Origin of the sequence: uncultured Nocardioides sp., assembly GCF_947488025.1 — a bacterium.
Classification (GTDB): domain Bacteria; phylum Actinomycetota; class Actinomycetes; order Propionibacteriales; family Nocardioidaceae; genus Nocardioides.
Map to the genome: position 1 here is coordinate 1 of NZ_CANKYS010000008.1, position 23,797 is coordinate 23,797.

The 23,797-nt window shown below is 70.0% G+C and carries 27 protein-coding genes and 1 pseudogene; 18 read left to right on the forward strand and 10 right to left on the reverse strand.

Annotated elements, in window-relative coordinates:
- Nucleotides 1-5: 5 nt before the first annotated feature.
- On the reverse strand, nt 6-1,769 hold the full coding sequence (locus tag Q1B24_RS13725) for an MMPL family transporter (protein WP_366916509.1): 1,764 nt from the start codon (nt 1,767-1,769) through the stop codon (nt 6-8).
- Between the two features lie 81 nt (nt 1,770-1,850).
- On the opposite strand from Q1B24_RS13725, the gene Q1B24_RS13730 reads away from it, so the two are divergent.
- The 4 genes from Q1B24_RS13730 (at nt 1,851) to Q1B24_RS13745 (ending at nt 5,654) form a co-directional block, all read left to right on the forward strand.
- A complete protein-coding gene (locus Q1B24_RS13730; RefSeq protein WP_299929560.1) occupies nt 1,851-2,252 on the forward strand; it encodes a metalloregulator ArsR/SmtB family transcription factor in 402 nt (133 codons plus the stop codon).
- Nucleotides 2,249-4,219: a heavy metal translocating P-type ATPase gene (locus Q1B24_RS13735; protein ID WP_299929563.1), complete on the forward strand. Its 1,971-nt coding sequence runs from the start codon at nt 2,249-2,251 to the stop codon at nt 4,217-4,219. Before Q1B24_RS13730 ends, Q1B24_RS13735 begins: the two co-directional genes overlap by 4 nt.
- Nucleotides 4,216-4,758, forward strand: coding sequence for a signal peptidase II (gene lspA, locus Q1B24_RS13740; protein ID WP_299929566.1), 543 nt, complete (start codon nt 4,216-4,218; stop codon nt 4,756-4,758). Before Q1B24_RS13735 ends, lspA begins: the two co-directional genes overlap by 4 nt.
- A 299-nt stretch (nt 4,759-5,057) precedes the next feature.
- Nucleotides 5,058-5,654, forward strand: coding sequence for a cadmium resistance transporter (locus tag Q1B24_RS13745; RefSeq protein ID WP_299929568.1), 597 nt, complete (start codon nt 5,058-5,060; stop codon nt 5,652-5,654).
- A gap of 156 nt (nt 5,655-5,810) precedes the next feature.
- Here the strand turns inward: Q1B24_RS13745 and lnt are convergent, their stop codons facing one another.
- Both lnt and Q1B24_RS13755 read right to left on the reverse strand, forming a co-directional pair.
- On the reverse strand, nt 5,811-7,466 hold the full coding sequence (lnt, locus tag Q1B24_RS13750) for an apolipoprotein N-acyltransferase (RefSeq protein WP_299929571.1): 1,656 nt from the start codon (nt 7,464-7,466) through the stop codon (nt 5,811-5,813).
- Nucleotides 7,467-7,469: 3 nt separating this feature from the next.
- A complete protein-coding gene (locus tag Q1B24_RS13755) occupies nt 7,470-8,081 on the reverse strand; it encodes a TlpA disulfide reductase family protein (RefSeq protein WP_299929574.1) in 612 nt (203 codons plus the stop codon).
- A gap of 122 nt (nt 8,082-8,203) precedes the next feature.
- On the opposite strand from Q1B24_RS13755, the gene Q1B24_RS13760 reads away from it, so the two are divergent.
- From Q1B24_RS13760 to Q1B24_RS13775, 4 genes are all read left to right on the forward strand, one after another.
- Nucleotides 8,204-8,791 carry a TlpA disulfide reductase family protein gene (locus Q1B24_RS13760; RefSeq protein ID WP_299929577.1) on the forward strand — a complete coding sequence of 196 codons (588 nt, stop codon included), beginning with the start codon at nt 8,204-8,206 and terminating at the stop codon, nt 8,789-8,791.
- Nucleotides 8,788-10,383, forward strand: a complete 1,596-nt coding sequence (locus tag Q1B24_RS13765) for a cytochrome c biogenesis protein ResB (RefSeq protein ID WP_299929580.1) — start codon at nt 8,788-8,790, stop codon at nt 10,381-10,383. The genes Q1B24_RS13760 and Q1B24_RS13765 overlap by 4 nt, the downstream gene beginning before the upstream one ends.
- Nucleotides 10,380-11,336: a c-type cytochrome biogenesis protein CcsB gene (gene ccsB / locus Q1B24_RS13770; RefSeq protein WP_299929582.1), complete on the forward strand. Its 957-nt coding sequence runs from the start codon at nt 10,380-10,382 to the stop codon at nt 11,334-11,336. Before Q1B24_RS13765 ends, ccsB begins: the two co-directional genes overlap by 4 nt.
- 99 nt (nt 11,337-11,435) lie before the next feature.
- Nucleotides 11,436-12,266 (forward strand): cytochrome c biogenesis protein CcdA, encoded by an 831-nt coding sequence (locus tag Q1B24_RS13775; protein WP_299929585.1) that lies wholly within the window; start codon nt 11,436-11,438, stop codon nt 12,264-12,266.
- Between the two features lie 266 nt (nt 12,267-12,532).
- Here the strand turns inward: Q1B24_RS13775 and Q1B24_RS13780 are convergent, their stop codons facing one another.
- Entirely contained in the window at nt 12,533-13,060 is a 528-nt protein-coding gene (locus Q1B24_RS13780; protein WP_299929588.1) for a hypothetical protein, read from the reverse strand.
- Here Q1B24_RS13780 and Q1B24_RS13785 point away from each other — a divergent pair.
- Together Q1B24_RS13785 and Q1B24_RS13790 are read left to right on the forward strand one after the other, a co-directional pair.
- Nucleotides 13,059-13,745, forward strand: coding sequence for a response regulator transcription factor (locus Q1B24_RS13785; RefSeq protein WP_299929592.1), 687 nt, complete (start codon nt 13,059-13,061; stop codon nt 13,743-13,745). The two genes, Q1B24_RS13780 and Q1B24_RS13785, sit on opposite strands and share 2 nt — an antisense overlap.
- Nucleotides 13,745-15,013, forward strand: a complete 1,269-nt coding sequence (locus Q1B24_RS13790) for a HAMP domain-containing sensor histidine kinase (RefSeq protein ID WP_299930200.1) — start codon at nt 13,745-13,747, stop codon at nt 15,011-15,013. Before Q1B24_RS13785 ends, Q1B24_RS13790 begins: the two co-directional genes overlap by 1 nt.
- A gap of 1 nt (nt 15,014) precedes the next feature.
- On the opposite strand, the gene Q1B24_RS13795 is transcribed toward Q1B24_RS13790, so the two are convergent.
- A complete protein-coding gene (locus Q1B24_RS13795) occupies nt 15,015-15,524 on the reverse strand; it encodes a hypothetical protein (RefSeq protein WP_299929594.1) in 510 nt (169 codons plus the stop codon).
- Between the two features lie 130 nt (nt 15,525-15,654).
- On the opposite strand from Q1B24_RS13795, the gene Q1B24_RS13800 reads away from it, so the two are divergent.
- The 5 genes from Q1B24_RS13800 to Q1B24_RS13820 are packed head-to-tail and all read left to right on the forward strand — an operon-like array spanning nt 15,655 to nt 19,013.
- Nucleotides 15,655-16,101, forward strand: a complete 447-nt coding sequence (locus Q1B24_RS13800; RefSeq protein WP_299929597.1) for a hypothetical protein — start codon at nt 15,655-15,657, stop codon at nt 16,099-16,101.
- 2 nt (nt 16,102-16,103) lie between these two features.
- Nucleotides 16,104-17,024 carry an FAD:protein FMN transferase gene (locus Q1B24_RS13805; RefSeq protein ID WP_299929600.1) on the forward strand — a complete coding sequence of 307 codons (921 nt, stop codon included), beginning with the start codon at nt 16,104-16,106 and terminating at the stop codon, nt 17,022-17,024.
- On the forward strand, nt 17,021-17,584 hold the full coding sequence (locus Q1B24_RS13810) for a ferric reductase-like transmembrane domain-containing protein (RefSeq protein WP_299929607.1): 564 nt from the start codon (nt 17,021-17,023) through the stop codon (nt 17,582-17,584). The genes Q1B24_RS13805 and Q1B24_RS13810 overlap by 4 nt, the downstream gene beginning before the upstream one ends.
- Nucleotides 17,581-18,822, forward strand: coding sequence for an NADH-ubiquinone oxidoreductase-F iron-sulfur binding region domain-containing protein (locus Q1B24_RS13815; RefSeq protein ID WP_299929610.1), 1,242 nt, complete (start codon nt 17,581-17,583; stop codon nt 18,820-18,822). Before Q1B24_RS13810 ends, Q1B24_RS13815 begins: the two co-directional genes overlap by 4 nt.
- Entirely contained in the window at nt 18,819-19,013 is a 195-nt protein-coding gene (locus Q1B24_RS13820; protein WP_299929613.1) for a ferredoxin, read from the forward strand. The genes Q1B24_RS13815 and Q1B24_RS13820 overlap by 4 nt, the downstream gene beginning before the upstream one ends.
- A 59-nt stretch (nt 19,014-19,072) precedes the next feature.
- Here Q1B24_RS13820 and Q1B24_RS13825 read toward each other — a convergent pair whose 3' ends face one another.
- The 4 genes from Q1B24_RS13825 to Q1B24_RS13840 all read right to left on the reverse strand — a co-directional run bounded on the left by Q1B24_RS13825 (nt 19,073) and on the right by Q1B24_RS13840 (nt 21,388).
- Nucleotides 19,073-19,450 carry a hypothetical protein gene (locus tag Q1B24_RS13825; RefSeq protein ID WP_299929616.1) on the reverse strand — a complete coding sequence of 126 codons (378 nt, stop codon included), beginning with the start codon at nt 19,448-19,450 and terminating at the stop codon, nt 19,073-19,075.
- 24 nt (nt 19,451-19,474) lie between these two features.
- Nucleotides 19,475-20,134 carry a hemerythrin domain-containing protein gene (locus tag Q1B24_RS13830; RefSeq protein WP_299929619.1) on the reverse strand — a complete coding sequence of 220 codons (660 nt, stop codon included), beginning with the start codon at nt 20,132-20,134 and terminating at the stop codon, nt 19,475-19,477.
- On the reverse strand, nt 20,131-20,568 hold the full coding sequence (locus tag Q1B24_RS13835) for an SRPBCC family protein (RefSeq protein ID WP_299929622.1): 438 nt from the start codon (nt 20,566-20,568) through the stop codon (nt 20,131-20,133). The genes Q1B24_RS13830 and Q1B24_RS13835 overlap by 4 nt, the downstream gene beginning before the upstream one ends.
- Before the next feature lie 184 nt (nt 20,569-20,752).
- Nucleotides 20,753-21,388 carry a hypothetical protein gene (locus tag Q1B24_RS13840; protein WP_299929625.1) on the reverse strand — a complete coding sequence of 212 codons (636 nt, stop codon included), beginning with the start codon at nt 21,386-21,388 and terminating at the stop codon, nt 20,753-20,755.
- 105 nt (nt 21,389-21,493) lie between these two features.
- Between Q1B24_RS13840 and Q1B24_RS13845 the strand changes: the two genes are divergently transcribed.
- Nucleotides 21,494-21,907, forward strand: coding sequence for a MarR family winged helix-turn-helix transcriptional regulator (locus tag Q1B24_RS13845; RefSeq protein ID WP_299929628.1), 414 nt, complete (start codon nt 21,494-21,496; stop codon nt 21,905-21,907).
- 215 nt (nt 21,908-22,122) lie between these two features.
- Nucleotides 22,123-22,276, forward strand: a pseudogene (locus tag Q1B24_RS13850) (transposase); the annotation flags it as partial.
- Between the two features lie 296 nt (nt 22,277-22,572).
- On the opposite strand, the gene Q1B24_RS13855 reads toward Q1B24_RS13850, so the two are convergent.
- Nucleotides 22,573-23,184 (reverse strand): TetR/AcrR family transcriptional regulator, encoded by a 612-nt coding sequence (locus Q1B24_RS13855; protein ID WP_299929631.1) that lies wholly within the window; start codon nt 23,182-23,184, stop codon nt 22,573-22,575.
- A gap of 66 nt (nt 23,185-23,250) precedes the next feature.
- On the opposite strand from Q1B24_RS13855, the gene Q1B24_RS13860 reads away from it, so the two are divergent.
- The gene (locus Q1B24_RS13860; protein WP_299929634.1) at nt 23,251-23,721 is read left to right on the forward strand and encodes a cupin domain-containing protein; all 471 of its coding nucleotides are present in this window, start codon (nt 23,251-23,253) and stop codon (nt 23,719-23,721) included.
- The last annotated feature ends 76 nt before the right edge of the window (nt 23,722-23,797 follow it).

Genomic DNA, 23,797 nt, shown 5'->3' on the forward strand with positions numbered 1-23,797 from the left:
GTCGTTCAACACGGCAGAACGCGACATGCGTCAACAATCCCGGCCATCCCCGCCGATCTTTGGGAGACACGCCCTAGTGCCCACGGCAACCGGTCGGCGATCGTGTCGGTGGCATCGACCAGGGTGGCTGCTGGGCCGCCCACCAGCACCTCCCCCGGTGCCGGCTGGTCACGGATGTCACGTACGACGCTGCGGGCGTCGGCGGGGTCCGCGGCCGAGGCCGTGACGGCCACCCAGACTCCGGCTGCCGAGGCGTAACGGGCCTTCAAACCCTCAGCCTGCAGGCCGGTCGCAGGGGTCGCTGGCCCGTCGACGTACCGGCCGGTGGCGGTCTCCGCGGCCGCCACCCCGGGCAGGGTCGCGAGCCGGGCGGCGTACTCGTCCAGCTCGCTCTCGCCGACGGGCGTGGCGTCGCGTTCTGGTATCACCACGGTGATCGGGTCCTCGGCCGCGCCTGGGAAGTCCGCTGCCAGCTGTTCGGCGGTCTCGGCCACGGGGTGGTCGGCGGGAAGGGTGCGGTGGTCCAGCAGCCCGAACCGCACCCCGGCGAAGGGCAGCACCAGCAAGATCAGCACCGCGCTGACCGAGACCAGGACCAACACGGGACGGCGCATCACCAGGGCAGCGATCCGGTGCCAGACCAACCGGTCCTCCCCCACTCCCGAGCGGCGCCGGGTCATCCGCCGGCGGATCGGGGCGAACAGGTCGGCCCGGTCCAGCCTGTGCCCGACCAGGCCCAGCATCGCCGGGACCACGACCACCGCGGCGAGCGCGGCCAGCGCGGTGACCGCGATCCCGGCATACCCCAGTGAGCGGAGGAAGGGCATCGGGAACAGCAGCAGAGCCGAGAGCGAGAGCGCCACCGTGACCGCGGAGAACACCACCGTGCGGCCCGCCGTGCGCACGGCGACCACCACCGAGGCCTCCACCGAGCGGCCGGTGCGGCGTTCCTCGCGGAACCGGGTGACCAGGAACAGGCTGTAGTCCACCGCCAGCCCGAACCCGAGCGCGGTGGTCAGGTTCAGCGCGTAGGTCGACATCGTGGTGACCTCGGTCAGCAGTCCCAGCACCGCCAGCGTGCCGACCACCGCGCCGGCACCCACCAGCAGCGGCAGACCGGCAGCGATCGCGGAGCCGAAGACCAGCAGCAGCACCAGCAGGGTGATCGGCAAGGTCACCATCTCCGCAGAGACCAGGTCGCTCTCCGCCTGCTCATCGACCGCCAGCCCGACCGCGGCGGGCCCGGTAGCGCTCACCCGCAGCGGCCCCGGATCCTGCTCGAGGTCGTCGATGATCCTCGCCGCGGCCTCCTGTGCCGCGCTCTCGCCGCCGATCAGCTGCACCGCGACCAGCGCGGACCGGCCGTCCGCTGCACGCAACGACGGATCCGGGGTCGCCCAGTAGGACTGCACGCCACCAACGCCGGGCGTCCCGGCAAGCCGCTCGGTGAGCTCGCGCCCAGACTCCACGGCTGCCGCAGAGTCGACATCACTGGTGGTCGACTCGGCGACCAGGACCAAGTTCGGCGGCCCGCCAGGGAACTCCCGAGTCAACAGCTCCGACGCACGTTGCGACTCCGCGGACGGATCCAGGTACGCACCGGAGCTCAGCTTGTCTCCGGCATCCCGCCCGGCCACGCCAGCCAGAGTCATGAGCAGCAGCGCCGCCACCAGCACCGGGCCGCGTCGCCGGAGCAGCACTCGCATGAGCGGACCCACTTCCTCCTCCGTTTTCGGCTCGCGCGTCCCGTCCAGCTCGTGGTGCGTCATTGCTGTCACCAGTAGAGCCCATTCAGATGTCCGCTGTCAGCGGAACTGGACGATCAATGAGTCCGAAGTTATCATCGGTCTATGGCAATGACAACGGATAAGGCCGACCCGGCGTTGCGCCGCGGCGCGGCTCTGTTCCACGGCCTCGCGGACCGCAACCGGCTGGCAATCATCCGCCAGCTCGCTCACGGCGAGCGCCGCGTGGTAGACCTCACAAAGACCTTGAATCTGGCACAGGGCACCGTGTCGGGCCATCTCGCCTGCCTGCGTGACTGCGGCCTGATCGTTGGCCGGCCTGAGGGCCGGCAGATGTTCTACTCCATCGCCCACCCCGAGCTGATGGACCTGCTCGGCGCGGCCGAACAGCTGCTCGCTTTGACCGGCGAGGCGGTGGAGCTCTGCCCTAACTACGGCCCGGGCGATAACCACACCGAGGCCACCACCAGAACCACCCCCACCCCGACTGAGGAAGAAGCACGATGACGGACGCCTGCGGCTGCGGCAACGACGAACCCCGCAACAACGATGGCGATCTGGAGGAGCACGAGCCCGAACGGCTGTGGGAGGTCAGCGAGCTGCGGTTCGCCGCGGCCGCCGGCGTCTTCCTGATCGCCGGCTTCATCGCCGACCTCAACGACGCCTCGGGGTCCGTGGTGACCGGATTGAACGCGATCGCGCTGGCTCTGGGGGCCTGGACGTTCGTCCCCAGTACGCTGCGGCGGCTCGCCAAGGGCAAGATCGGCGTCGGCACCTTGATGACGATCGCCGCCGTCGGTGCGGTCATCCTCGGCGAGGTCGCCGAGGCCGCCATGCTGGCGTTCCTCTACTCCATCAGCGAAGGCTTGGAGGAGTACGCCGTCGCCCGCACCCGCCGCGGCCTGCGCGCCCTGCTCTCGCTGGTCCCGGCCGAGGCCACCATCCTGCGCGACGGCACCCAGGTCATTGTCGCCCCAGCCGACCTCGCCATCGGCGACCTGTTGTTGGTCCGGCCCGGCGAACGGGTCGCCACCGACGGCGTGATCCGTACCGGACGCACCGCCCTGGACGTCTCCGCCCTCACCGGCGAGTCCGTCCCGGTCGAAGCCGGCCCCGGCGACACCGTCTACGCCGGGTCCATCAACGGCACCGGCGTCCTCGAGGTCGAGGTCAACACCACCGCCGAGGACAACTCCCTGGCCCGGATCGTCACCATCGTGGAGGCCGAGCAGTCCCGCAAGGGCAACGCCCAGCGACTGGCGGACCGGATCGCCAAGCCCCTGGTGCCCGGGATCATGGTCCTCGCGGCAGTCATCGCCATCACCGGCAGCCTGCTCGGCGACCCCGCGACCTGGATCGAGCGCGCCCTCGTGGTCCTGGTTGCGGCCTCCCCGTGTGCGCTGGCGATCTCCGTGCCGGTCACGGTGGTCGCCGCCATCGGCGCCGCAAGCCGCATCGGCGCCCTGGTCAAGGGCGGTGCCGCACTTGAGGCCCTCGGCCGGATCCGTGCCGTCGCCCTGGACAAGACCGGCACCCTGACCCGCAACCAACCCTCCGTCGTCGAGGTTGCCACGGCACCCGGCCAGACCCGGGAGCAGGTCCTCGACATCGCGGCCGCCCTGGAGTCCCGCAGCGAGCACCCCCTGGCTCGCGCCATCCTCGCCGCCGTCCCCGACCACCGCGACGCCACCGGCGTCGAATCGGTCACCGGCGCCGGCCTCACCGGCACCATCGACGGCCGCAGCGCCCGGCTCGGCCGGCCCGGCTGGATCCCGGCCGGCGATCTCGCCGACCCGGTCGTCGCGATGCAGGAAGCGGGCGCCACCGCGGTGCTGGTCGAGTACGACGGGGCCGTGATCGGCGCCGTCGCGGTCCGCGACGACCTGCGCCTCGAGGCCGCCGAGGTAGTGGCTCGGCTCCGGGCCGGCGGCTACCAGGTCGCCATGCTCACCGGCGACAACGAACGCACCGCCGTCGCGCTGGCCGCCCAGGCCGGGATTACCGACGTGCACGCCGAGCTCCGCCCCGAGGACAAGTCCGCCATCATCGCCCGGCTCCGCGAGAACCGGCCGACCGCGATGGTCGGCGACGGCGTCAACGACGCCCCCGCGCTGGCCACGGCCGACGTCGGCATCGCGATGGGCGCCATGGGCAGCGACGTGGCCATCGAGACCGCCGACGTCGCCCTCATGGGCGAGGACCTGCGCCACCTGCCGCACACCCTGACCCACGCCCGCCGGGCCCGGTCGATCATGCTGCAGAACGTCGGCCTCTCCCTCGGCCTGATCGCCATCCTGATCCCGCTCGCCGCTTTCGGGGTGCTGGGGCTGGCCGCGGTCGTGCTGGTCCACGAGGTCGCCGAGATCTTCGTGATCGGCAACGGCGTCCGCGCCGGCCGCGTCCGCCCCCTCCCTCCCGCACCCGCACCCACGCCCACGACCGTTGCGGCGCCGGCGGAAGCCCCAGCAAGGTGAGCCACGGTCCCGGCGAGCCCCGCAAACGCGCGCGAACGGGTCGCGTCGTAGTCCTGCTCGCAGCGGCGATGGTGGCCACGGTCGACTTGGCAGCCAAGGCTGCATCAGAGGTCCGGCTCGCTGACTCCGCGATCGACCTGGGGCTGCTGCAGCTGCGGTTGGCCTACAACTCCGGCGTGGCATTCAGCGTGGGCAACACATTGCCCGCCGGGGTGATCGTGGCCATCACCGCCGCTATCGCCGTCGCCATCACGGTGTACGCCTGGCGCAGGGCCCCCCAAGCGGGGTGGGTCGAGCGGATCGCCGGAGGCGCCGTGATCGGCGGCGCCGTCGCCAACCTTGTCGACCGCGCCCGCGACGGCCGGGTTACCGACTACCTGCACACCGGCTGGTGGCCCACCTTCAACCTCGCCGACACCTTCCTGGTCACCGGCTTCATCGTGATCGCCGTGCTGCACGCCCGCCCCGAACGGCCGATGAATACTCCGGAGCCGGCGGCGGACCACCACCCCGCCCCCCCGAGGACCAACGAGCCATGACAGGTATTCGATGACGACCAACCTGGCCTCGCTGAACAGCCGCAGACTGCGACGGCCAGCCCGTTCATGGTCTGGAACCCTCAGAGTCCGTCTCGATCAGCCTGGCCCACCAAGATTGTGCGACGGGCGAGAGCAAGGTGTGCGTTTTCGCTTCTCAGGCGGGCCAACTCAACGCGCTGAGTGACTGGGCAATCGCTGCGCGCCCGGGAACTGGACTCGGTCGCGCAGCCGACGAGCACCCACAGTCCTATCGAGAGGGTCGACGAAAAGCGTCGACATCGACGAGCACGGAAGGAGACTTGGACTTGTTCACCACCGCCTTGCAGGCAATTGGCCTGTTCCTGGTCACCAACATCGACGACATCATTGTTCTGTCCCTGTTCTTCGCACGCGGAGCCGGTCAATCAGGTACCACTACCAGGATCGTCGTCGGGCAGTACCTCGGGTTCGGTGGCATCCTCCTGGCCTCAGTCGCGGTGACCTTCGGAGCGGGACTGTTCCTACCCGACGACGCCATCCCGTACTTCGGCCTGATCCCGCTCCTGCTGGGGGGATACGCAGCCTGGCAGGTGTGGCGCAACGGAGATGATGACGACGACAGTTTCGCCGACAGGCCGATCAGCGCCCTCGCCGTGGCGGCAGTCACCTTTGCCAACGGTGGCGACAACATCGGGGTCTACGTGCCGGTGTTCCTTGCTGTCGGCACCGGCGCCCTCGTCGCCTATTGCGTCGTGTTCCTGGCCCTTGTCGTCGTTCTGGTCCTGGCCGCCAAGTTCGTGGCCACCCGCAAGCCGATCGCTGAGGTGCTGGAGCGTTGGGAGCACATCCTGTTCCCGCTCGTCCTCATCGTACTCGGCCTCGTCATCCTGATCGAGGGCGGCGCGTTCGGCCTGTGACAACACGCGAGTGCGCACCCATCGCCGCAGACATGGTGATACGGCCGCCCTCTCTGACCAGGTGAGAGTCGCGGGACGGGCTGGTCGACTCAGCCGGGTCGCGTGCGCCCGGTCCGAGAGGATTGGCCCTGTCGCCCACTGGGTCGGTGCCACAGCTCAGCTGGGGTCTTGCTGGTGTCGGCGCGTACGCCATCCACGAAGGCGGCGCACCCTCGGGAGTCTGCGTCGGACGGGCGCCGCGGCTGCTGTGATGATGGCTGCAACGCCAACCAGGGACAGAAGTTGTCCGATCAGCGAGCCGTAGCGCACTGCCGGAGTCCGCGCGTCGATCAGGGGGACCTGAGCGACCGCGATGTCGGTCGTCCGGGGGGCCAACTGGTCAAGGACTGTGCCGTCCGGGCCGATGACGCCGCTGATGCCGTTGGTGGAGGCGACCACCACGGTGCGGCCGGTCTCCATGGCACGGGCCCGGCTGATGGTGAACTGCTGCTGCAACTGCGGGGTCCCGGTGAAGGTGGCGTTGCTGGTCTGCACGGTCACCAGTTGGGCGCCGTTCTCGATCTGGGCGGTGACGGAGTCGTCGAACGCCACGTCGAAGCAGATCAGGTCCGCGACGCGGATGCCGGCGATGTCGAGCGGCCGGGTGCGAGTGCCGGCGATCATGTCGCGCGGGACCATGTCCAGGCGCCCGATTCTGAGTCCGGAGAGCTGGCTGCGAAAAGGCACGTACTCGCCGAATGGAACCGGGTGACGTTTGGTGTAGCGCTCTCCGGTAGAACCGTCCGGTAGCCACACCAGCCCCTGGTTGAGCACGGCGTCTGGGCGAGGGCCGTCGACGATGGCGCCCACCAGCACCGGCACTCCGATCGCCGCCGCGGCCCGGGATATCACTGAGTTGGTCTGCTCGTCGCGCAACGGGTCGACCGCGGTGGAGTTTTCCGGCCACAGCACGAAGTCGGGCTGCGGCACTGCGCCGGACTGCACCTGCTGGGCGAGGTCGACGGTGGCCTGCACGTGGTTCTCGGTCACCTGCTCGTGAACGGCGACCAAGTCGTTTCCGGCGCCGGGCACATCGCCTTGCACCGCGGCGACCGTCACGGTCGGCAGGCCGGCTTCCCAGGACAATGTCAACGACTCAGGTGTGAACACCACAGGCACGGAGCCGACCAGGAGCGCGGCCCCAATGACCAGGACCGCCCTCACGGGGCGGGCCCTGCCCTCACAGATCACCCAGGCAAGCGTGGCACCGGTCAAGGCGACCAGAAAGCTGACGCCGGTGGCGCCGACCCAAGGCAGCCACAGCGCGAACGGGGTGTCCACGGTGGCCCACGCCATCCGGGTCCACGGGAAGCCACCCAGCGGCCAGGCCGACATCGCGGTCTCGACCGCCACCCACACACCCGCCGTCCACCACGGCCAGCCGCGCAACCGACTCACGAGCGCGATGCCGACCGCCGCAAGGGCGTAGTACGCGGCCACGACAGGGCTCAGCAGCAGCCAAGCGTCGGTGCCGACGGCCCGCATCCACGCCGTCAACGCAAGCGTGAAGCCAAGCCCGAACAGCAGCCCGAGGAGGAACGCGTGGCACAGCGGCACCCGCTGAAGCAGGAGCACCAGCGCCGCGACCGCCAACGGCAGGAGCCAGCGGTGCTCCCACGGAGCGCTGGCTCCGGCGGCGGCGACACCGACCAGCGATGTCGCCGCGAGTCGTGCCAGCAGGTGGCGGCGCAGGGGCCGTGCGACGAGCGACGGTGTTGTCTCGCGAGCTTGGGCCGTTCGGGTCGGAAGAGGAGTCGCAGGCGCGGGTGGCACCGGTCACTCCTGCTCTGCCAGCGACTGCAGCAGCGTGGCGAGCTCCTCGCCGGAGATCTCGCCGATCACCCGGTCCACGACCCTGCCGTCGGTGTCCAAGGCCAGAGTCACCGGCAGGCCCGGGACGCGCGTGTAGCCGAGCACGACCGCGTCGACGTCCACCAGCTGTGGGTACGTCACGCCAGTCCGAGCAAGGAGATCTGCGGCCGCCTCAGGTCGGTCCTGGGTGTTGATGCCGACGAACCGGACATCGGGGTTATCCAGGGCCGCGTCCGCCAGCATCGGCATCTCCTTGCGGCAGGGTCCACACCACGACGCCCATAGGTTGACCACCGCCGGGCCGGCCAATCGGGACGTGTCCACCGCCCGCGCCTCGTTGAAGCACGGCAGGTCCGCCTCGGGCAGCTGGTCGGAGCTCTCGTCCCCGGAGCTCTCACGTTCCATCCCGCCGCAGCGGTCGAGCCCGTCTACCTTGATCGGCTTGACCGGCGGAGCCTCGAAGTGCTCCAGCGAGGCCTGAGTGGCTGGTCCGCCACAGGCGGTCAGCAGGGCGACTGTCGCGACCCCAGCGGCTGCGCCCATCAGGATGCGCGCGCCGCGGCTGTGTCGTCCCATTCCCTACCTTCTTCTGTCGGCGGTCCCGGCGCGGTGCGCTTGGTTGCTGCTCCGTAGAGTACGGATCTGACAGTGGCGCGATCCGAAGCACCCTGCTCACGTTGCTCTGGAGGAGCTCAATCATGAGGGCCAGCCGGTCGAGATCCCGCCTGCCCGGCCTGACCTGCCTGATTGCTGTGGCCGTGACTACCTCGGCCTGCGCCGGCGACCGCGCGCGAACCCCCACCGCGAGCGACGGGGTCGTTGAGGTCATCGCGGCTGAGGACCGGCGCCAGGTGAAGCCGTTCACCGGCGAGCTGCTCGATGGCGGACCGTTCGACAGCACCGACCTGGACGGCCAGGTGATCGTCTACAACGTCTGGGGCTCGTGGTGTGCCCCGTGTCGCACCGAAGCCCCCGTCCTGAAGCGAGTGGCGGAGGAGACGCGGAACCTTGGCGTGCGGTTCGTCGGGATCAACGTGCGCGACAACAACGCCGCGGCGCGGGCGTTCGAGGACAGCTACGGCATCGAGTACCCCAGCATCACCACCGACACTTCCAGTGATGCAGTGCTCGCCTTCGGCTCGGCGCTGCCGCCCAGCGCGGTGCCGAGCACCCTTGTCGTCGACGCCCAAGGTCGCCTCGCGGCCAGAATTGTCGGCCCCACAGACCGCTCGACGTTGTCAACGATCGTCACCGAGACTGCCGCGGAACGGGACCCCGGACAGTGACCAACGTCGAGACGAAAGCGCCCGAAGCCCCCCCAGCCGGTCCGGGGCAGGCGTCGCCGTCCTGGGGGTGGCTGCGCTGGGCGTGGAGGAATCTGACCTCGATGCGCACGGCGGTGATGCTGCTCGCGCTGCTCGCGCTCGCCGCGATCCCGGGGTCGCTGTTCCCACAGCGCAACGTCGCCAGCGACCCGGCCGCGGTGATCAACTACGCCCAAGAGAACCCCCGTGTCGCGCCATGGCTGGACCGGCTCGGGATGTTCGACGTCTACGCCTCCCCCTGGTTCGCCGCCATCTACGTGCTGCTGCTGGTCTCCATGACCGGATGCGTACTGCCCCGCTCGCGCCGCCTGTGGCAGTCGGTTCGCAGCGCTCCACCACCGGCCCCGCGAAACCTGGCCCGCCTCGAGGGGCACCACAGCTGGACAACCAGCGGTGAGCCGGCCGAGATCATCGCCACCGCGGCGGCACATCTGCGCCGCAGGGGGTTCCGTGTCCTCACCTCCACAGACGAGGTCCGGGCCGAGCGCGGCTACCTACGCGAAGTCGGCAACCTCGCCTTTCACCTGTCGCTGCTGGTGCTCCTGGTCGGCATCGCCGGGGGAAAGCTGATCGGGTTCGAGGGCAGGGTCGCCGTCGCCGAGGGCGGGACGTTCGCCAACGATCTCTCCCAGTACGACGCCTTCACCCCCTCCGCGTGGACTGACGTGGACAACCTGGAACCGGTGTCGTTTCGGCTGGAAGACTTCGACGTCTCCTACCAGACCAGCGGCCCCAACACGGGGCAACCGACGAAGTTCGCGGCCAGGCTCGCCTACCGCGCCGGAAACGGTGAGGAGCAGACCATCACCGTCGAGCCGAACCACCCGCTCGACGTCAACGAGACCAAGTTCTTCCTCACCGGCAACGGGTATGCCCCGATCGTCACCGTCCGCGACGGGCGCGACAGCGTCGTCTTCACGGGACCGGTGCTGTTCCTGCCGCTGGACACTGACAACGCCTCCGAGGGCGTGATCAAGGCGCCGGACGCGCAGCCGGCACAACTGGCGTTCGAGGGGTTCTTCTTTCCCACCGCCGACGTCGGCCCTCAGGGACCCTACTCAATGTTCCCCGACACTCTGAACCCCCAGCTGTTCCTCACCGCCTTCACCGGTGACCTCGGCCTGAGCGACGGAGTGCCGCAGTCGGTGTTCACCCTCGACAAGGACGAGCTCACCCAGGTGCGCCGCGATGGGCGACCGTTCAGCCAGGCGCTGTCGGTCGGGGAGACGATGCGGCTTCCCGACGGTCAAGGCACCCTCACCTTCGACGGGGTCTCCCGGTTCGCCAACTTTCAGATCGCCTACGACCCCGGCAAGGAGATCACCCTCGTTGCGGCGATCGTCCTGTTCGTTGGGCTCACCACATCCCTGATCGTCCGCAGGCGACGGCTGTGGATGCGGCTGCGACCGAGCGCCGACGCCGGCACCATGGTCGAGATCGCCGGCTACTCACTCACTCGCCGCGAGCCCCCGCCGAACGAGATCAAGAACCTCGTAGCCGCACTCACCAGCCCGCACCTCACCACACCCGTCAACAAGGACACCCCCAGATGATCTTCGACGAGCAGACACTGGCTCAGTTCTCCAACGGTCTGGTGTACTCCGCCATCGCCGTCTACGCGCTGGCCCTGCTGGCCTACGCCGCGGAAGCTGCCGGCCAGGTCGCAAGCGCCGCCCCTGTCGTCCCCGATTCACCCGCGCACAACCGGCTGGCGGGCGCCGGCACCATGGTCGCCGCTCCGCCCTCCAGCGGTCGCCTGTTGGGTGCGGTCGGGACGTCGCTGACCGTGCTTGCGTTCCTGCTCAACCTCGGCGGTGTGGTCACGCGCGGTCTCGCGGCCGGGCGGGTCCCCTGGGGCAACATGTACGAGTTCGTGCTCGTGTGTGCACTCGCGGCGGGCGCCGCGTACCTGGCGTTCCTGTCCAGGCGCCCGGTACGCGCCTTCGGCGTCTGGATCGTGGCCATCGTCCTGCTCGCACTCGGCCTGGCCGTCACTGTTCTCTACACTCCCGCCGGCCAGCTGGTGCCGGTGCTGGACTCGTACTGGCTGGTGATCCACGTCGCCGCCGCGATCACGGGCGGCGGAGTCTTCACTGTCGGTGCTGTCGCGACCGGCCTATTCCTGGTGCGCCACCGTCAAGAGCGGCGCGGCACGGTGCAGGCGCCCAAGGGGCGCTACGCCGCCAGTCTCCCCACCACCCGCACGCTGGAGCAGGTGGCCCACACCGCGCACATCTTCGCCTTCCCGATCTGGACCTTCGCCGTGATTGCCGGGGCCATCTGGGCCGAGAACTCGTGGGGCCGGTACTGGGGCTGGGACCCCAAGGAGACCTGGGCGTTCATCACCTGGGTCTTCTACGCCGCACACCTGCACGCCCAGGCGACCGCGGGGTGGCGCGGCGTGCGAGCCTCCTGGTTCGCCCTCGCAGGATACGCCGCGTTCTTGTTCAACTTTTTCGGCGTCAACCTGTGGATCACCGGACTCCACTCCTACGCCGGTGTCTGAACCGCGCCCACCGAGCCCAGGCTCGTCGCCTAGATTCGTACCAAAGCCGCCGCGCTACAGCGGCGGCCTCACCAGGACAGGACCGAGACCATCGTTGCCATGAGCGCCAGCGACCTGGTGATGTCAGGACCCCTCGCGGTCGCAGCTCTGTTGGCGATCGCGGCCGGCCTCGTTTCCTTTCTTTCGCCGTGCTGCCTGCCCCTCGTGCCCGGATACCTGTCCTACGTCGCCGGCATGTCCGGCGCGGAGAGCCATCAGACCACCGACGAGTGCGCCATCAAGGTTCCCAACGAGGTTTCCAACGCAAGAGGGACCGAGGCCCGCCCAACCACCCGCGCGCCCGGCAGCCGCCGGGTAGTCCTGGGTGCAGTCCTGTTCGTGGCCGGGTTCGCCGCGGTGTTCACCAGTTACGGCGTCTTGTTCGGCACCTTCGGCGCGCTGCTGATCGCCCACCAGGACACGCTGGTCCGGGTCTTGGGCGGCCTCACGATCGTCTTCGGTCTGATGTTCACCGGCCTGTTCTGGAAGTTCCCCATCGCGAGCCGCAGCCTGCGTCTCGGCTACCGCCCGCGTGCCGGGCTAGCCGGCGCACCGCTCTTGGGGGTCATGTTCGGACTCGGTTGGACCCCGTGCATCGGACCCACCCTGGCGGCGGTGCTCACCTTGGCCACCAGCAGCGCCGGCGCCGGTCGGGGGGCTTTCCTGTCCTTCGCCTACAGCATCGGGCTGGGGATCCCCTTCATCGTGGCGGCGTTCTCGGTCTCGCGGGCAATGACCCGCCTGCAGTGGGCACGTCGCCACGCATCCACGGTGATGCTGGTCGGCGGGCTGGTGATGGTGGCACTCGGCGTCCTCCAGGTCAGCGGGCTGTGGCTTGAGCTGATGACGCGGCTCCAAGGCGTGGTCGCCAACTGGCAGACGCCGATCTGACCGAGGGCTTGCCAGATTTGGTTAGCAGTGGGGGACGAACCGAATGTAGACCAGCTCGACGATGGTCTGGGTGCCTACGATGGCTGAGAGGGATGGCGTATCCGGCGGAAGGACGAGCCCGAGCGGCAGGACCTCAGAGGGTTGCGGGTGGCGCCTGGTGACCAACGGCCGTGAGCCCGGCTTGCGATCGCCCAAGCCCCGATGCAGACAGCAGCATTCGGACCGGAATCTGGTCCGCTTCGTATCTGCACTTCATGGTTACTGGTTCAGTCTGAGTCAACCTCGAGTTCGAAGGTCGGAGTGCCGGCGACGCACGAGGCATCTATGCGGGACCGCTCGTCGTCGTCAGTCTCACGTTCGAATTCGACGCGCACCCGACCCGGTCCACGATCGTCGAGCTCGAATATGAAGCCGCTGTCGGGAATGGCGTTGACAAAACTAGCTGCTGCATCCCGGCACGCGATCGTGACCTGACCGCCCGGCCCCTGCCAGGTACGCCGCACCGGGTCTTCCGTGGTCGGTTCGGTCGTGGCGCTCGGAGTGCTCGGCCTGGTCCTCGGCGTCCGGGTCCGTCCGGGGTCGGGCTGGTCGGTCGTCGTGGTGACCGGCGACTCCGAGGACACCACGCCGCCGCCCGCCCGCGCGATCACCACCCAAACCAGCGCGGAGCCGAGCGCGACCACCAGCATCCACACGGCGATGCCGGTAGCCAGAAAGCGGGACGGTCTCACTTCCCGCATCCTTCCAGCCGCGCTCGTCGCGTGCGAGCGGATGCGCAGGTTACCGTTCCGCATGACCAGCATCCTGGTCGTCGAGGACGACGAGCCCATTCGGCGCGCGGTGCACCGTGGTCTCGGTGATCGTGGCTACGCCGTCGCGTCGGTGAGCACCGGGCTCGCGGCGCTCGAGCACGTGCTCGCCGAGTCGCCGACGCTGGTGCTGCTCGACCTCGGTCTGCCCGACGTCGGGGGGCTGACCCTGATCTCGATGATTCGCGCGGCGAGCCAGGTCCCGATCATCGTGATCACCGCCCAGGACGACGACCCGACGATGGTCAAGGCCCTCGATGACGGCGCCGACGACTACATCGTCAAGCCCTTCGGCACCGACCAGCTCGCGGCCCGGATCCGCGCCGTACTCCGGCGAGGTGGGCGCGACACGGCTCCGGCCGAGCCGATCAGGGTCGGCGACCTGTCGGTCGACGAGCGCACCCGCACGGTCACGCTGGCCGGTGAACCGCTCGAGCTGGCCCGCAAGGAGTTCGAACTGCTGCTCGCCCTGGCCGCCCGGGCTGGCGACGTCGTCACCAAGCGCGAGCTGCTCGCCGAGGTGTGGCAGGAGGCCTACGGCGGCTCCGACCGCACGCTCGACGTCCACCTGTCGCTGTTGCGGCGCAAGCTGGGTGAGACCGCGGCCGCGCCGCGCTACCTCCACAGCGTCCGCGGCGTCGGAGTGCGCCTCGTATCGCCGGACGCTTGATGCGCCGCCGGATCTCGCTGCTGGTGGTGGCCACCACCTCGGCAGTCGTGGTCTCCTTCGTGATCCCGCTCTGCCTGCTGGTCGGCACCCTTGCCGAGGACCGCGCGATGGCGGCGGCCGACCAGGAGGCGCGCAACGTGGCGATCCTGGTGTCCGGCCTGACCGACGAGACCCAGCTCGCCGACCTCGTCGCCGGCATCGACCAACGCGGCACGCCCTCCACCCAGGTGCTGACCGCCGACGGTCGCCAGCTCGGGTCGGGTCCAGACATGGCAGACGACGCCGACGTGCGGCGGGCGCTGGATGGCGAGGCGTTCACGGTCATCGACGGCACCGGCGGCCAGGTGCTGTTGCCGGTGGTGGGTCCCGACGGTACTGCCGTCGTACGCAGCGTGGTTGGCCCTGACGACCTCGATCGCGGCGTGCTGCCTGCCTGGGCTGGCATCGTCGGGCTCGGGGTGGTGCTCCTCGCTGCCGCACTGGCGATCGCGAGCCGGCTCGGCAACCGGATCAGCGAGCCGTTGATGGCGGTCGCCGACACCGCCCACCGGCTGCGCGGAGGAGAGCTGACGGCCCGCGCCGAGGTCGCCGGCACCGAGGAGACCCAGGAGCTGGCTCGCGCGCTCAACGGGTTGGCGGAGCGGACAACGGAGCTGCTGAGGATGGAGCGCGCGGCGGTGGCGGACCTTTCCCACCGGCTGCGGACCCCGGTGACCGCGCTGCGCCTGGACGCCGAGGCGGTCGCCGAGCCCGAGCTGGGTCAGCGGCTGCAGGAGCACATCGGGGTGCTGCAGCGGACGGTTGACGCCATTGTTCGCGAGGCCAGGCGCCCGGTGCGCACCGACCTGGCACCGGGCTGCGACGCCACCGCCGTCGTCGCCGCGAGGATGGCGTTCTGGAGTCCGCTTGCCGAGGATCAGAGCCGGCCGCTCGAGGTGGTGCTGCCTTTGGAGCCGCTGCCGACCGCTCTCAACGAGACGGACCTGACCGACCTGGTCGACGTGATCGTCGACAATGTCTTCGCGCACACCCCCGAGGGCACCGCGCTGCGGGTCGAGCTGCGGCACGCGGATGACCGCGTCCTGCTGAAGGTGAGCGACAGCGGTCCCGGCTTCGGCCGCGACCGCGTCGAGAGGCCGGGCACCAGCGGCCTCGGGCTCGACATCGCCACCCGTACGGCGGCCGGTGCGGGCGGCTCGTTGCGGACCGGCGGCTCCCCCCAGGGCGGGGCCCTGGTCGAGGTGGACCTGCCCGTCTCGCGTCACTGAATCAGTCGTCTTCGCGGTCGTCGTGGTCGCGGTCATCGTGGTCGCGGTCGTCGTCGTCGCGGTCGTCGTGGTCGCGGTCGTCGTGGTCGTCGTGGTCGCGGTCGTCGCGGTGGCGGTGGTCGCGGTCGTCGTCGGGGTCGTTGTGATCGTCGAGGTCGTTGCCCCTGCTGTCGTGGTCGTCATCTCGGACCGTCTGGTCGGACGGCGCGTTGGTGGCGCTGGAGGTGGCCCGGGCCTGCCGTACCGGCTGCGTCTGGATCTGCGGGGAGGGCAGGAGCACGGTCCGCACCTCGTTGGTCACGCAGGTGCCGCGCTCGAGCTTCGCCGGCGGCCTACACGGGGCGAATCGGGGTCGGGTGGCCCGGCGCTGGAACTCGTTCGCAGGCTGGGTCGGGGTGGTTGTCTCGTCGGCGGAGCGGACGGGCGGGGTGGCGAGGTCGTAGGCGACGACGGCTCCCCCGGTGCCGGCGGCCACGGCGGCGGACAGGACGGCGACGGTGAAGATCCTCATGTGGGCATGCTCCGCCGACGCACCTCAGGCGCGCCTCGCCTCAGGGTCAAGAGAGCGTCAACGACTCCCTGAGGATTCCTTGACCCTGCTGTGAGGCCCGCTTGGCAGGAGTGCGTCGAGGGTGGCCGGCATGACGAAACGCATCACTTCGCGAACCCGCGACCGCAACCGTCGGGCTGTCGCGGCCGTCACCGGCGCCGCGACAGCCGTCTCGCTGACCGCTACCGGCTGGGTCGTCGGAGTGGCCGCTGCCGACTTCGAGGCCGAGCAGGCCGAGCGCGAGGCTGCGCAGGCCAAGGCGGACCGGCAGCGCGCCCGCTACGAGTTCCAGGTTGCCCGTGCGCAGCAGGGATCGACCCGACCGGTGCTGCGAGAGCGACCGACTCGGACCCGGGTGACCACGCGCTATGTCACGTCTGGTGTGACCCAGTCTGTCGGCGGCGGCGACCTCCGGGCCCCCACGCAGAGCTCGTCCACGAGTTCCGGCGGCGGCCCGGGCAGCGCGTCGTCCGGCCCTTCCATCTCCGCACCGCCACCAGCCCCGCCTCCGCCGCCTCCCGCGACGAGCGGATCGTGACCATGGGTGCCGCAACCAGCCATGCGACGTTCCGGGCCCTCGGCAGCGAGGTGTACGTCGGTGTACGCCGTCCTGCCGAGCTGGACCGTGCCCTCGCGGTCACGCGCGCGGTGCTGCGGGACGTTGACGAGGTAGCCAGCCGGTTCCGAGACTCCGACCTGACGCGCGTCAACGCACAGCCGGGGCAGTGGGTGGCGGTCGACCCGCTGCTCGTGGCTGCGGTTCAGGTCGGCCGCGAGGCCGCGCGGCAGACCGACGGCCTGGTCAGCCCGCTGCTCGGCCGGGTTCTGGTGGAGGTCGGCTACGACCGTGACTTCGCGCTGATCGAGGAAGGAGCCTCCGGCTCGTTCGTCCGACCGGAACCTCCTCCGCTCGACGCGTGGCGGGAGATCTGCACCGATCCCGGCGGGTGGGTGCGGATCCCCGAGCACACCGCCCTCGACCTGGGGGCGACAGGCAAGGCGTGGGCGGCTGACCTGGTCGCTGCGGCGCTGACAGAGCGGCTGGCGTGTTCGGCGATCGTCGGGGTGGGCGGTGACGTGCGGGTCGCCGCGCCCGACGGCGTGCCCTGGCCGGTGGTGGTGGCGGAGCGACCTGGCGGTCCGGCCGAGGAGCTGACGGCACTGGCCGGCGGTGGGCTGGCCACCTCGACGACGACGGTGCGCCGCTGGGCCCGGGCCGGCGTACGCCACCATCACCTGCTCGACCCCCGCACCGGACTGCCGACCACCGGGGCCTGGCGCACCGTCACGGCCGCCGGCGCCACCTGCGTGGCGGCCAACACTGCCAGCACGGCGGCGATCGTGATGGGCGACGCCGCCACCGGCTGGCTTGAGGACCATGCGGTCTCGGCACGCCTGGTCGGGCGGCGCGGCGCGGTCGCGCGCACCGGCGCCTGGCCACGAGAGAGGAGCGCGGCATGACCGAAGGACCCTTCCTCTGGTACCTCAACCGGGCGACCGGGCTGACCCTGCTCGTGCTTCTCAGCGTCAGCACGGTGCTCGGCGTGCTGGCGATGGGCGGCCGCCCCGGCCAGGGGGTGCCGCGTTTCGTGACCCAGCACGTGCACCGCAACCTCGCGCTGCTGTCCGTGGTGGCGCTCATCGTGCACGTGGTCTCTGCGGTGCTCGACACCTTCGTCGACATCCGGTGGTGGCAGGCGTTGCTGCCTTTTGGGGCGTCCTACGAACCGCTCTGGCTCGGCCTCGGCGCCTTGTCGCTGGACCTGATCGGTGTCGTGGTCGTGACCAGCCTGGTCCGGTCGCGGCTGACGCATCGGCGATGGCGCGCAGTGCACGTCTTCTCCTGGGTTGCCTGGGTCGCGGCGGTCGTGCACACGATCGGCATCGGCACCGACATCCAGCAACGCGCGCTGTGGGCGGTGCTACCGACTGTCGCCTGCGTGCTCGCCGTCGTGGCCGCACTCGGGCTGCGTCTCGGTCGCTTGCGCAGCGAGCGCGACCTGGTCGGGAGCCCGTCGTGAACTCGCCGGTCCCGTTTCCCGACGACCTCCACGTGCACCCGGGGCCGGCGTTGCTGTCCGGGATCGCGCAGGGTCCGTCGCTCCCCGCGCACCGCACTCAGTACGGCGTCGTCCCCAATGTCGACACCCGGACGTTGACCGAGCTGGTCACCGCGGTGGGTCTGCGCGGGCGCGGCGGGGCGGCTTTCCCGTTCGCGATCAAGCTCGGTGCCGTGCTCGAGCGCGCCGGGAGGACCCGGCGGCCCGTGGTTGTGGTCAACGCCAGCGAGGGTGAGCCGGCCAGCAGCAAGGACACCGCACTGGCCCTCACCCGTCCCCATCTGGTGCTCGACGGTGCGGTCGCCGCGGCGCAGGCCCTGAGGGCGAACAAGGTGCACGTCGTGCTCCCGGGCGAGCGGCCGTTCGCCGCAGCCGGGCTGCGGCGCGCGCTCGCCGAGCGGGACGACCCGGTGGAGATCGTGGAGCACACAGCCGAGCCGCGGTTCGTGGCCGGGCAGGCCAAGGCGGTGGTGGAGCTGATCGAGGGCCGGACCAACCTGCCCGTCACCACGTGGCAGCCGGAGGCAGAGTCGGGGGTGGGTGGCCGGCCGACCCTGCTCTCGAACGCCGAGACCTGGGCCCACGTGGGGTTGCTGGTGCACGTCGGCGCGACGGCGTACCGGCGCTTCGGCACTTCTGGCGAGCCCGGCACCGCCCTGCTCAGCGTCACGACGCCCGACGCCGTGCCGCACGTGCACGAGGTGGAGTACGGCGCCCGGATGCGTGACGTACTCCCGCCGTCGGTGGTCGGTGCTCCGGTGCTGTTGGGTGGGTTCCACGGTTCGTGGGCTACCTGGGAGACGGTGGCGAGCCTGCGTGTGTCGGTGCCGGGGATGCGGTCGCTGGGCGTCGCGCTCGGCGCTGGGGTCGTGCACGCGCCGGGGCCGGACGCGTGCCCACTGGCCGTGACCGTGCGGATCACCGACTACCTCGCCTCCCAGAGCGCGCGCAGGTGCGGCCCGTGCCTCAACGGGCTGCCCGCGCTCGCCCTGTCCCTGCACCGGGTGCTCGACGGGTCGGGCACACGCAGCCGGGTGGAGGAGCTCGCTTCGCTCGTCGTACGCCGGGGAGCATGCGCTCATCCGGACGGCACCGTGCGGCTGGTGAGGTCGTTGTTCGCGGCGCTGCCCGGCGAGATCCTGGCCCACGCGGCGGGCGGCTGCCTGGCCGCGGACCGCTCGCGAAGGCTGGCGTCGTGAGCCACCAGCTGCGCGTCGACTGGCCCGCCTGCAAGGGCCGCGGCCTGTGTCACGAGCTGCTGCCCGAGATCGTGGACCTCGACGAGTGGGGCTATCCGATCGTCACCGGGCCGATCACCGACGACCTGCGCCCCGACGCCGCCTCAGCGGTCCGGGCCTGCCCGCGACTGGCGCTTCGGATCGTCGATTGACTTTTGTCCTTCGCGCTGCGACCCGTCGACTGATCGCGCTCCGAGCCCACAGGCTCTGCTCAGTCCCCGGACACGAGGACGGCGACTACCAGCGCGGTGCGCGCGAGTCCCAGCAGGGGTCCGAACGGCAGGGCGAAGCCGATCCAGAACACGAGCTCGACCGGTAGCAGGGCCAGCGCCAGCCACGGCGCGGCTGCGGTGTCGCGCCAGAGCAGCACACCCACCGCCACCTCGGCGGCGCACACGGCCACGAAGCCGAGGAGCAGCGGGAGGCTGGTCGGGAGTCCCCAGCGCTCGAAGGGCCCGCCGCCGTAGGTCGGGAAGCCGAGGAACCTCCATACCTCGCCGTTCCGCGCGTAGCACCACGCGCCGTAGGAGCCCGGTAGCCCGAAGCCCAGCCCGAGCACGAGGGAGCAAACGGCGGCCGCTCTGGTCATGGCCTGGTCACGGCGTCCCCCGGTTCACACGACCTGCAGGCCGCGGACCGGCGTGATGTACCTGTGGTACTTGCGCTTGCCGATCAACCGCCACAGCACCTTGACCGGCGCCGGCAGGTCGCCGAAGAACGTCGCTGCCTCCTCGGGTGTCGCGACCTCGACCAACTGACCCATGGCGATCCACCGCTGGGCCGGTGTGAACTTCTCGAAGCCGCGCTCCCCGACCTCCTGCCACTCGGTCTCGGTGAGGTGCCGGTCGATCAAGGGCACGACGACCTGCTCCTCCTCGTCGAGGTGTCCTTCGAGGACGACCAAGAACTCGACGATGCGGTCGGCGAGCGCCGAGGACGTCGCCGAGGTCGGTTCCGAGTGCCACACCTGGGTCGCCGCGCGCACCTCGGCGACCGACACGTCGATCTGCTGGTGCTGCTCCTCCATCCGCTCCACCAGAGGCGCGTCGAGACCCGCGCGGTCGAGCAGCTTCGGCCAGATGAGGTCGTCCTCGGTGGTGTGGTGCATGTGCAGTTCGTCGAGCAGGAATCCGAGGTGGTCGGAGATCGCAGCCACACGCGTGGCGTCGTGTGCTGGCACCTCCTGTACCAGCGTCCGGACCTCGGCGAACTGGCGCCGGAAGATCCGGTGGATGATGGGCATCTCCCGGGCCGCCGCTCGTCCTGTGCTCACGTCTCACTCCTCCCTCGCTCCAGGGCCCGTCGCAGGTGGGTCATGTTGGCCTTCTCCTGCCGGCGCGCCATCACCAGGAACACCGGGAACAGCACTCGGAACCACCCGCGCGGGCGCGCATCGAACCGAACACTGAGCCGCGACCCACCCTCGGCTGGCTCCACGACGCCGGTGAAGGTGACGGCGATCGGCCCACCGTTGTCGTGGACCCAGCGGCGTGGACGCTCGAACTCCAGGCACGTGACCTCGATCGCCGATGGGGCTCCCTTCCAGCGGGCCAGGAACTTTGTGCCGACACCGATCGGGCCGTCCGTCAGCTTCTCCATCGACACCGCCCTGGGGTTCCACTCGAGCTCGTTGCGGAGGTCGACGCAGTAGTCGAAGAGCTCCTCCTGCGTGCATGCGACCGTGGCCTGGTTCTCGATGACGGTCACGCGGCGCTCCCTGTTCGTAGTGCTGTGTTGCGATCGCCCGCGTGCATCACGGCCGTCACGAACAGCAGCGGCCCCGGCCCACCCGAGGGATGGGGTGACTTCACGCGATGGCCTCGATCGGTATCGATTACGCAACCCGTGACCAAGCTCTCCGGTGCGGGATCGAAGCCGACAGCGGGGCTGCTCACTGCCGGTCGGCCTTCCACAACGCGTAGCCCAAGGCCGCGAAGAGCATCATCCAGACCGTGATGGCCAGGCGCGCAAGGACGAACGGACCTAGCAACGCAGGCATCATCGGCACGAACACGAAGATGCCGGCGACCAGCACCACGAGCCCGCGCCAGCCAGACCACCGTCCCCCGCGACGGACCGCGCTACCGGCCAGGATCAGACCCACACCCACCGCCACGCTGGACACCCCGTACAGCACGTCGAGTAGGCCGGTGCCGTCACCGGGATAGGTCGAGTTGCGTGCCGTGATCGCGACCAGTTCGGTGACCGCAAGCAGCGCCATGCCGAAGACCGCGAGGCCGACACCCCAGCGGGTGCTCCGGCCCGGCGCCATGACCTCCGCCCAGACGAGAGCCGCGATCCCGGCCAGCAGCCCCAGGTGCTGGACGAAGAACCAGACCTGAAGGACGGTGAAGCCGCCGGCGGTGAGCGGATAGCTGAACATATCCTTGGACACCTGCCCCGGGTACACCGCCAAGAAGATGCCGCTCGCGGCCCCCAGGATTCCGGCCGCCAGACAAACAGCACCGGCCGATCTTACCCAGGCCACGGAGGTAGCAGCCGACGTCTCCGTCCTCACCTGACTCATCGCGATCACTTCTCTCGTCCCGGGCAGCCACCATGCCCACGTCGCTCGCATTTGTTCAGGTAACCTGAATACTCTCAGGCACGGGAGTTGTCAATGGAGGAACCGATGAACACGGTCTCGATGCTGGGCCAGGCCTACAGCCTGCTCGGCTTCCAGATCGTCGACGGTGTGGTCGGTGCCGGCTATCCGCAAAAGCCCAAGCACTCCGCCGTGTTCGCCCAGATCTCTCCCGACGGTTCGCGACTCACCGAGCTCGCACGCAAGGCCAACATGACCCCTCAGTCCATGGCCGAACTGGTCGACGAGCTGGTCGACATGGGATACGTCGTGCGTCGTCCCGACCCCCACGACGGCAGGGCCAAGCTCATCGTGCTCACCAAGCGCGGCCGCGACGCGGTGGCGGCCGGGCGTCAGACCATCGAGGGCATCGAGGAGCAAGTGACCCAGATCCTGGGCGAGCGCGGACACCGGGAGCTCCGACGGCTGCTGTCGAAGCTGCTCAACCCTACGGACGATTGACCCGGAGGTGCTGGCGGTTCGGCTCGCCTCACGGTACGAGGCAACCTTGCAGAGGCTTGGCGGTTCAACCCAGTGGGCATCGTCGTCGTCGTCGCGGCAGCCGCCGTGGTTGCGCGAGCAGCACTAGCGGACTCGACGAACAGCTCGTTAGCGAGCATGTAGCAGGTCACCTGCCCTCGAGCCCCAGGCTCTTCACCGGCAAGACCATCGGCTCCTTCATCGGGCTCGTACCCAGCAAGTCGCCCTCGGGACAGTCGCGGATCCAAGGATCGATCACCAAGACCGGGAACACCCACCTGCGTCGGCTGTGGTCGAGTCGGCCTGGCATCACCGGCCCGCCCACGGATCGGGAAGACCATGCGGGACCGGTGGGAGTTGGCTCGCCCCGCTGCGAGGGGCCCGCGACGCCAAGCGAACCGGCGGCTCAACCACCGCTACATGGGAAGCCGCTACATCTCAGTTGCAGGATGGATGAACGTGGGGCCCGGCATGGGAAGCGTGCTCAGCGCCGGACGAGGCGACGCCGCTGAACTGCCTCCCTGACCGACGATCCCGCTGGAGTCGTCCGGCTGGCACTCGTGACCACACGTGGGACGTACGGTCGGAAGTCCTCGACATTTGCGCTGCCAGACGGGGCCTTGTTGGGCAGCCCGTCGCTGAGTACGTCAGCGCCCGCGTCCGGGCGGGCCCGATCGCAGCGCCTCGGCGAGCAGCGCCAGCGCAGACCAGCGCATCTGGACGCGGGCCTCCTCGCGCGAGAAGCCCGCTACGTCGACGAGCCACACGAGCGACTCGATGCCGCCCGCGGCGCGCACGGCGCACGCCAGACGTCGTCGCTCCTCCGCCGACCACGTGTCGGCCAGCGGCTCGAGCGCCTGCTCGACCCAGCCGATGACGCGGCCCTGACGCAGGGGCAGTGCGGCGCGGCGCTCGTCGCTGATGGTCGGGTCCAGCGAGAGGCGCAGCATCGTCCGCTGCTGGTCCTCGGACCCGAAAAGGCCCTCCAGGTAGCGGTCGAGCACCACCTCCAGCCTGGCGACGGGGCCGTCGGGTGCGTCCTCGTCGAGGAGCGTGGTCGTCGCGACCTCGGGATGGGCGGCGACGAGCAGGTCGGCCTGGTTGGCAAAGTAGCGATAGGCCGTGGTGCGCGAGACGTCCGCTCGAGCAGCGGCCTCCTCGACCGTGGGGGTCAGCCCCTCGGTCACGAGCTCGCGGGCGGCGGCGATCAGGGCGGCGTGCGTACGACGTCTGGTCCTGGACAGCTCGGGGGTTGACACAGCAGGAATGGTACTGCAATCTCTTTTTGGTACTCGTGTCCCATTCCTAGGAGAAGCCATGACCACATGACCGCGCACCCCTTGGTCCGCAACGTCGAGGACGCCGAGCGGCGGTGGTTCTACGGTGGTGCGGAGCAGACCTGGCTCGCCAAAGCAGGGGACACGGCCGGGTCGTTCCTCCTCGCAACGACCGTCATGGTGAAGGACAAGGTGACGCCGCTCCACACCCATCCTGCGGACGAGTCCATGGTCGTCATGGAGGGCGAGCTGCTGGTCCACCTCGACGGCGGGCAGCACCCCCTCCGCGCGGGCGGGTTCAGCCTCGCTCCGGCCGGCGTCCCGCACGCCTTCAAGGTCGTCTCGGAGTCGGCCACGGTGCTGTTCCTGCACACCCCCGGCACCTGCGAGGCGTTCTACCTCGGGGCCAGCACTCCCCTTGCGCCCGGCGAGACCACGGGCCCCGTGGACATGAGCAGGATCATGGAGTCAGGACGGCTCAACGGAGGGTTCGAACTCGTCGGGCCGCCGCCCTTCTGAGCCGACCCACTAAGAAGGCGACCGAAATCCAGATCAATCCAGGCGGGTCGCCGAGCCCTGGGCGCGCGGGCTCCGA

What these genes read in the sequence shown, in the direction of transcription:
- Q1B24_RS13725 (WP_366916509.1), bottom strand. Translation starts at nt 1,769, where the DNA reads ATGACGCACCACGAGCTGGACGGGACGCGCGAGCCGAAAACGGAGGAG.
- Q1B24_RS13730 (WP_299929560.1), top strand. Translation starts at nt 1,851, where the DNA reads ATGGCAATGACAACGGATAAGGCCGACCCGGCGTTGCGCCGCGGCGCG.
- Q1B24_RS13735 (WP_299929563.1), top strand. Translation starts at nt 2,249, where the DNA reads ATGACGGACGCCTGCGGCTGCGGCAACGACGAACCCCGCAACAACGAT.
- Q1B24_RS13755 (WP_299929574.1), bottom strand. Translation starts at nt 8,081, where the DNA reads ATGGGACGACACAGCCGCGGCGCGCGCATCCTGATGGGCGCAGCCGCT.
- Q1B24_RS13760 (WP_299929577.1), top strand. Translation starts at nt 8,204, where the DNA reads ATGAGGGCCAGCCGGTCGAGATCCCGCCTGCCCGGCCTGACCTGCCTG.
- ccsB (WP_299929582.1), top strand. Translation starts at nt 10,380, where the DNA reads ATGATCTTCGACGAGCAGACACTGGCTCAGTTCTCCAACGGTCTGGTG.
- Q1B24_RS13775 (WP_299929585.1), top strand. Translation starts at nt 11,436, where the DNA reads ATGAGCGCCAGCGACCTGGTGATGTCAGGACCCCTCGCGGTCGCAGCT.
- Q1B24_RS13785 (WP_299929592.1), top strand. Translation starts at nt 13,059, where the DNA reads ATGACCAGCATCCTGGTCGTCGAGGACGACGAGCCCATTCGGCGCGCG.
- Q1B24_RS13780 (WP_299929588.1), bottom strand. Translation starts at nt 13,060, where the DNA reads ATGCGGAACGGTAACCTGCGCATCCGCTCGCACGCGACGAGCGCGGCT.
- Q1B24_RS13790 (WP_299930200.1), top strand. Translation starts at nt 13,745, where the DNA reads ATGCGCCGCCGGATCTCGCTGCTGGTGGTGGCCACCACCTCGGCAGTC.
- Q1B24_RS13795 (WP_299929594.1), bottom strand. Translation starts at nt 15,524, where the DNA reads ATGAGGATCTTCACCGTCGCCGTCCTGTCCGCCGCCGTGGCCGCCGGC.
- Q1B24_RS13800 (WP_299929597.1), top strand. Translation starts at nt 15,655, where the DNA reads ATGACGAAACGCATCACTTCGCGAACCCGCGACCGCAACCGTCGGGCT.
- Q1B24_RS13805 (WP_299929600.1), top strand. Translation starts at nt 16,104, where the DNA reads ATGGGTGCCGCAACCAGCCATGCGACGTTCCGGGCCCTCGGCAGCGAG.
- Q1B24_RS13810 (WP_299929607.1), top strand. Translation starts at nt 17,021, where the DNA reads ATGACCGAAGGACCCTTCCTCTGGTACCTCAACCGGGCGACCGGGCTG.
- Q1B24_RS13825 (WP_299929616.1), bottom strand. Translation starts at nt 19,450, where the DNA reads ATGACCAGAGCGGCCGCCGTTTGCTCCCTCGTGCTCGGGCTGGGCTTC.
- Q1B24_RS13840 (WP_299929625.1), bottom strand. Translation starts at nt 21,388, where the DNA reads ATGAGTCAGGTGAGGACGGAGACGTCGGCTGCTACCTCCGTGGCCTGG.
- Q1B24_RS13845 (WP_299929628.1), top strand. Translation starts at nt 21,494, where the DNA reads ATGAACACGGTCTCGATGCTGGGCCAGGCCTACAGCCTGCTCGGCTTC.
- Q1B24_RS13860 (WP_299929634.1), top strand. Translation starts at nt 23,251, where the DNA reads ATGACCGCGCACCCCTTGGTCCGCAACGTCGAGGACGCCGAGCGGCGG.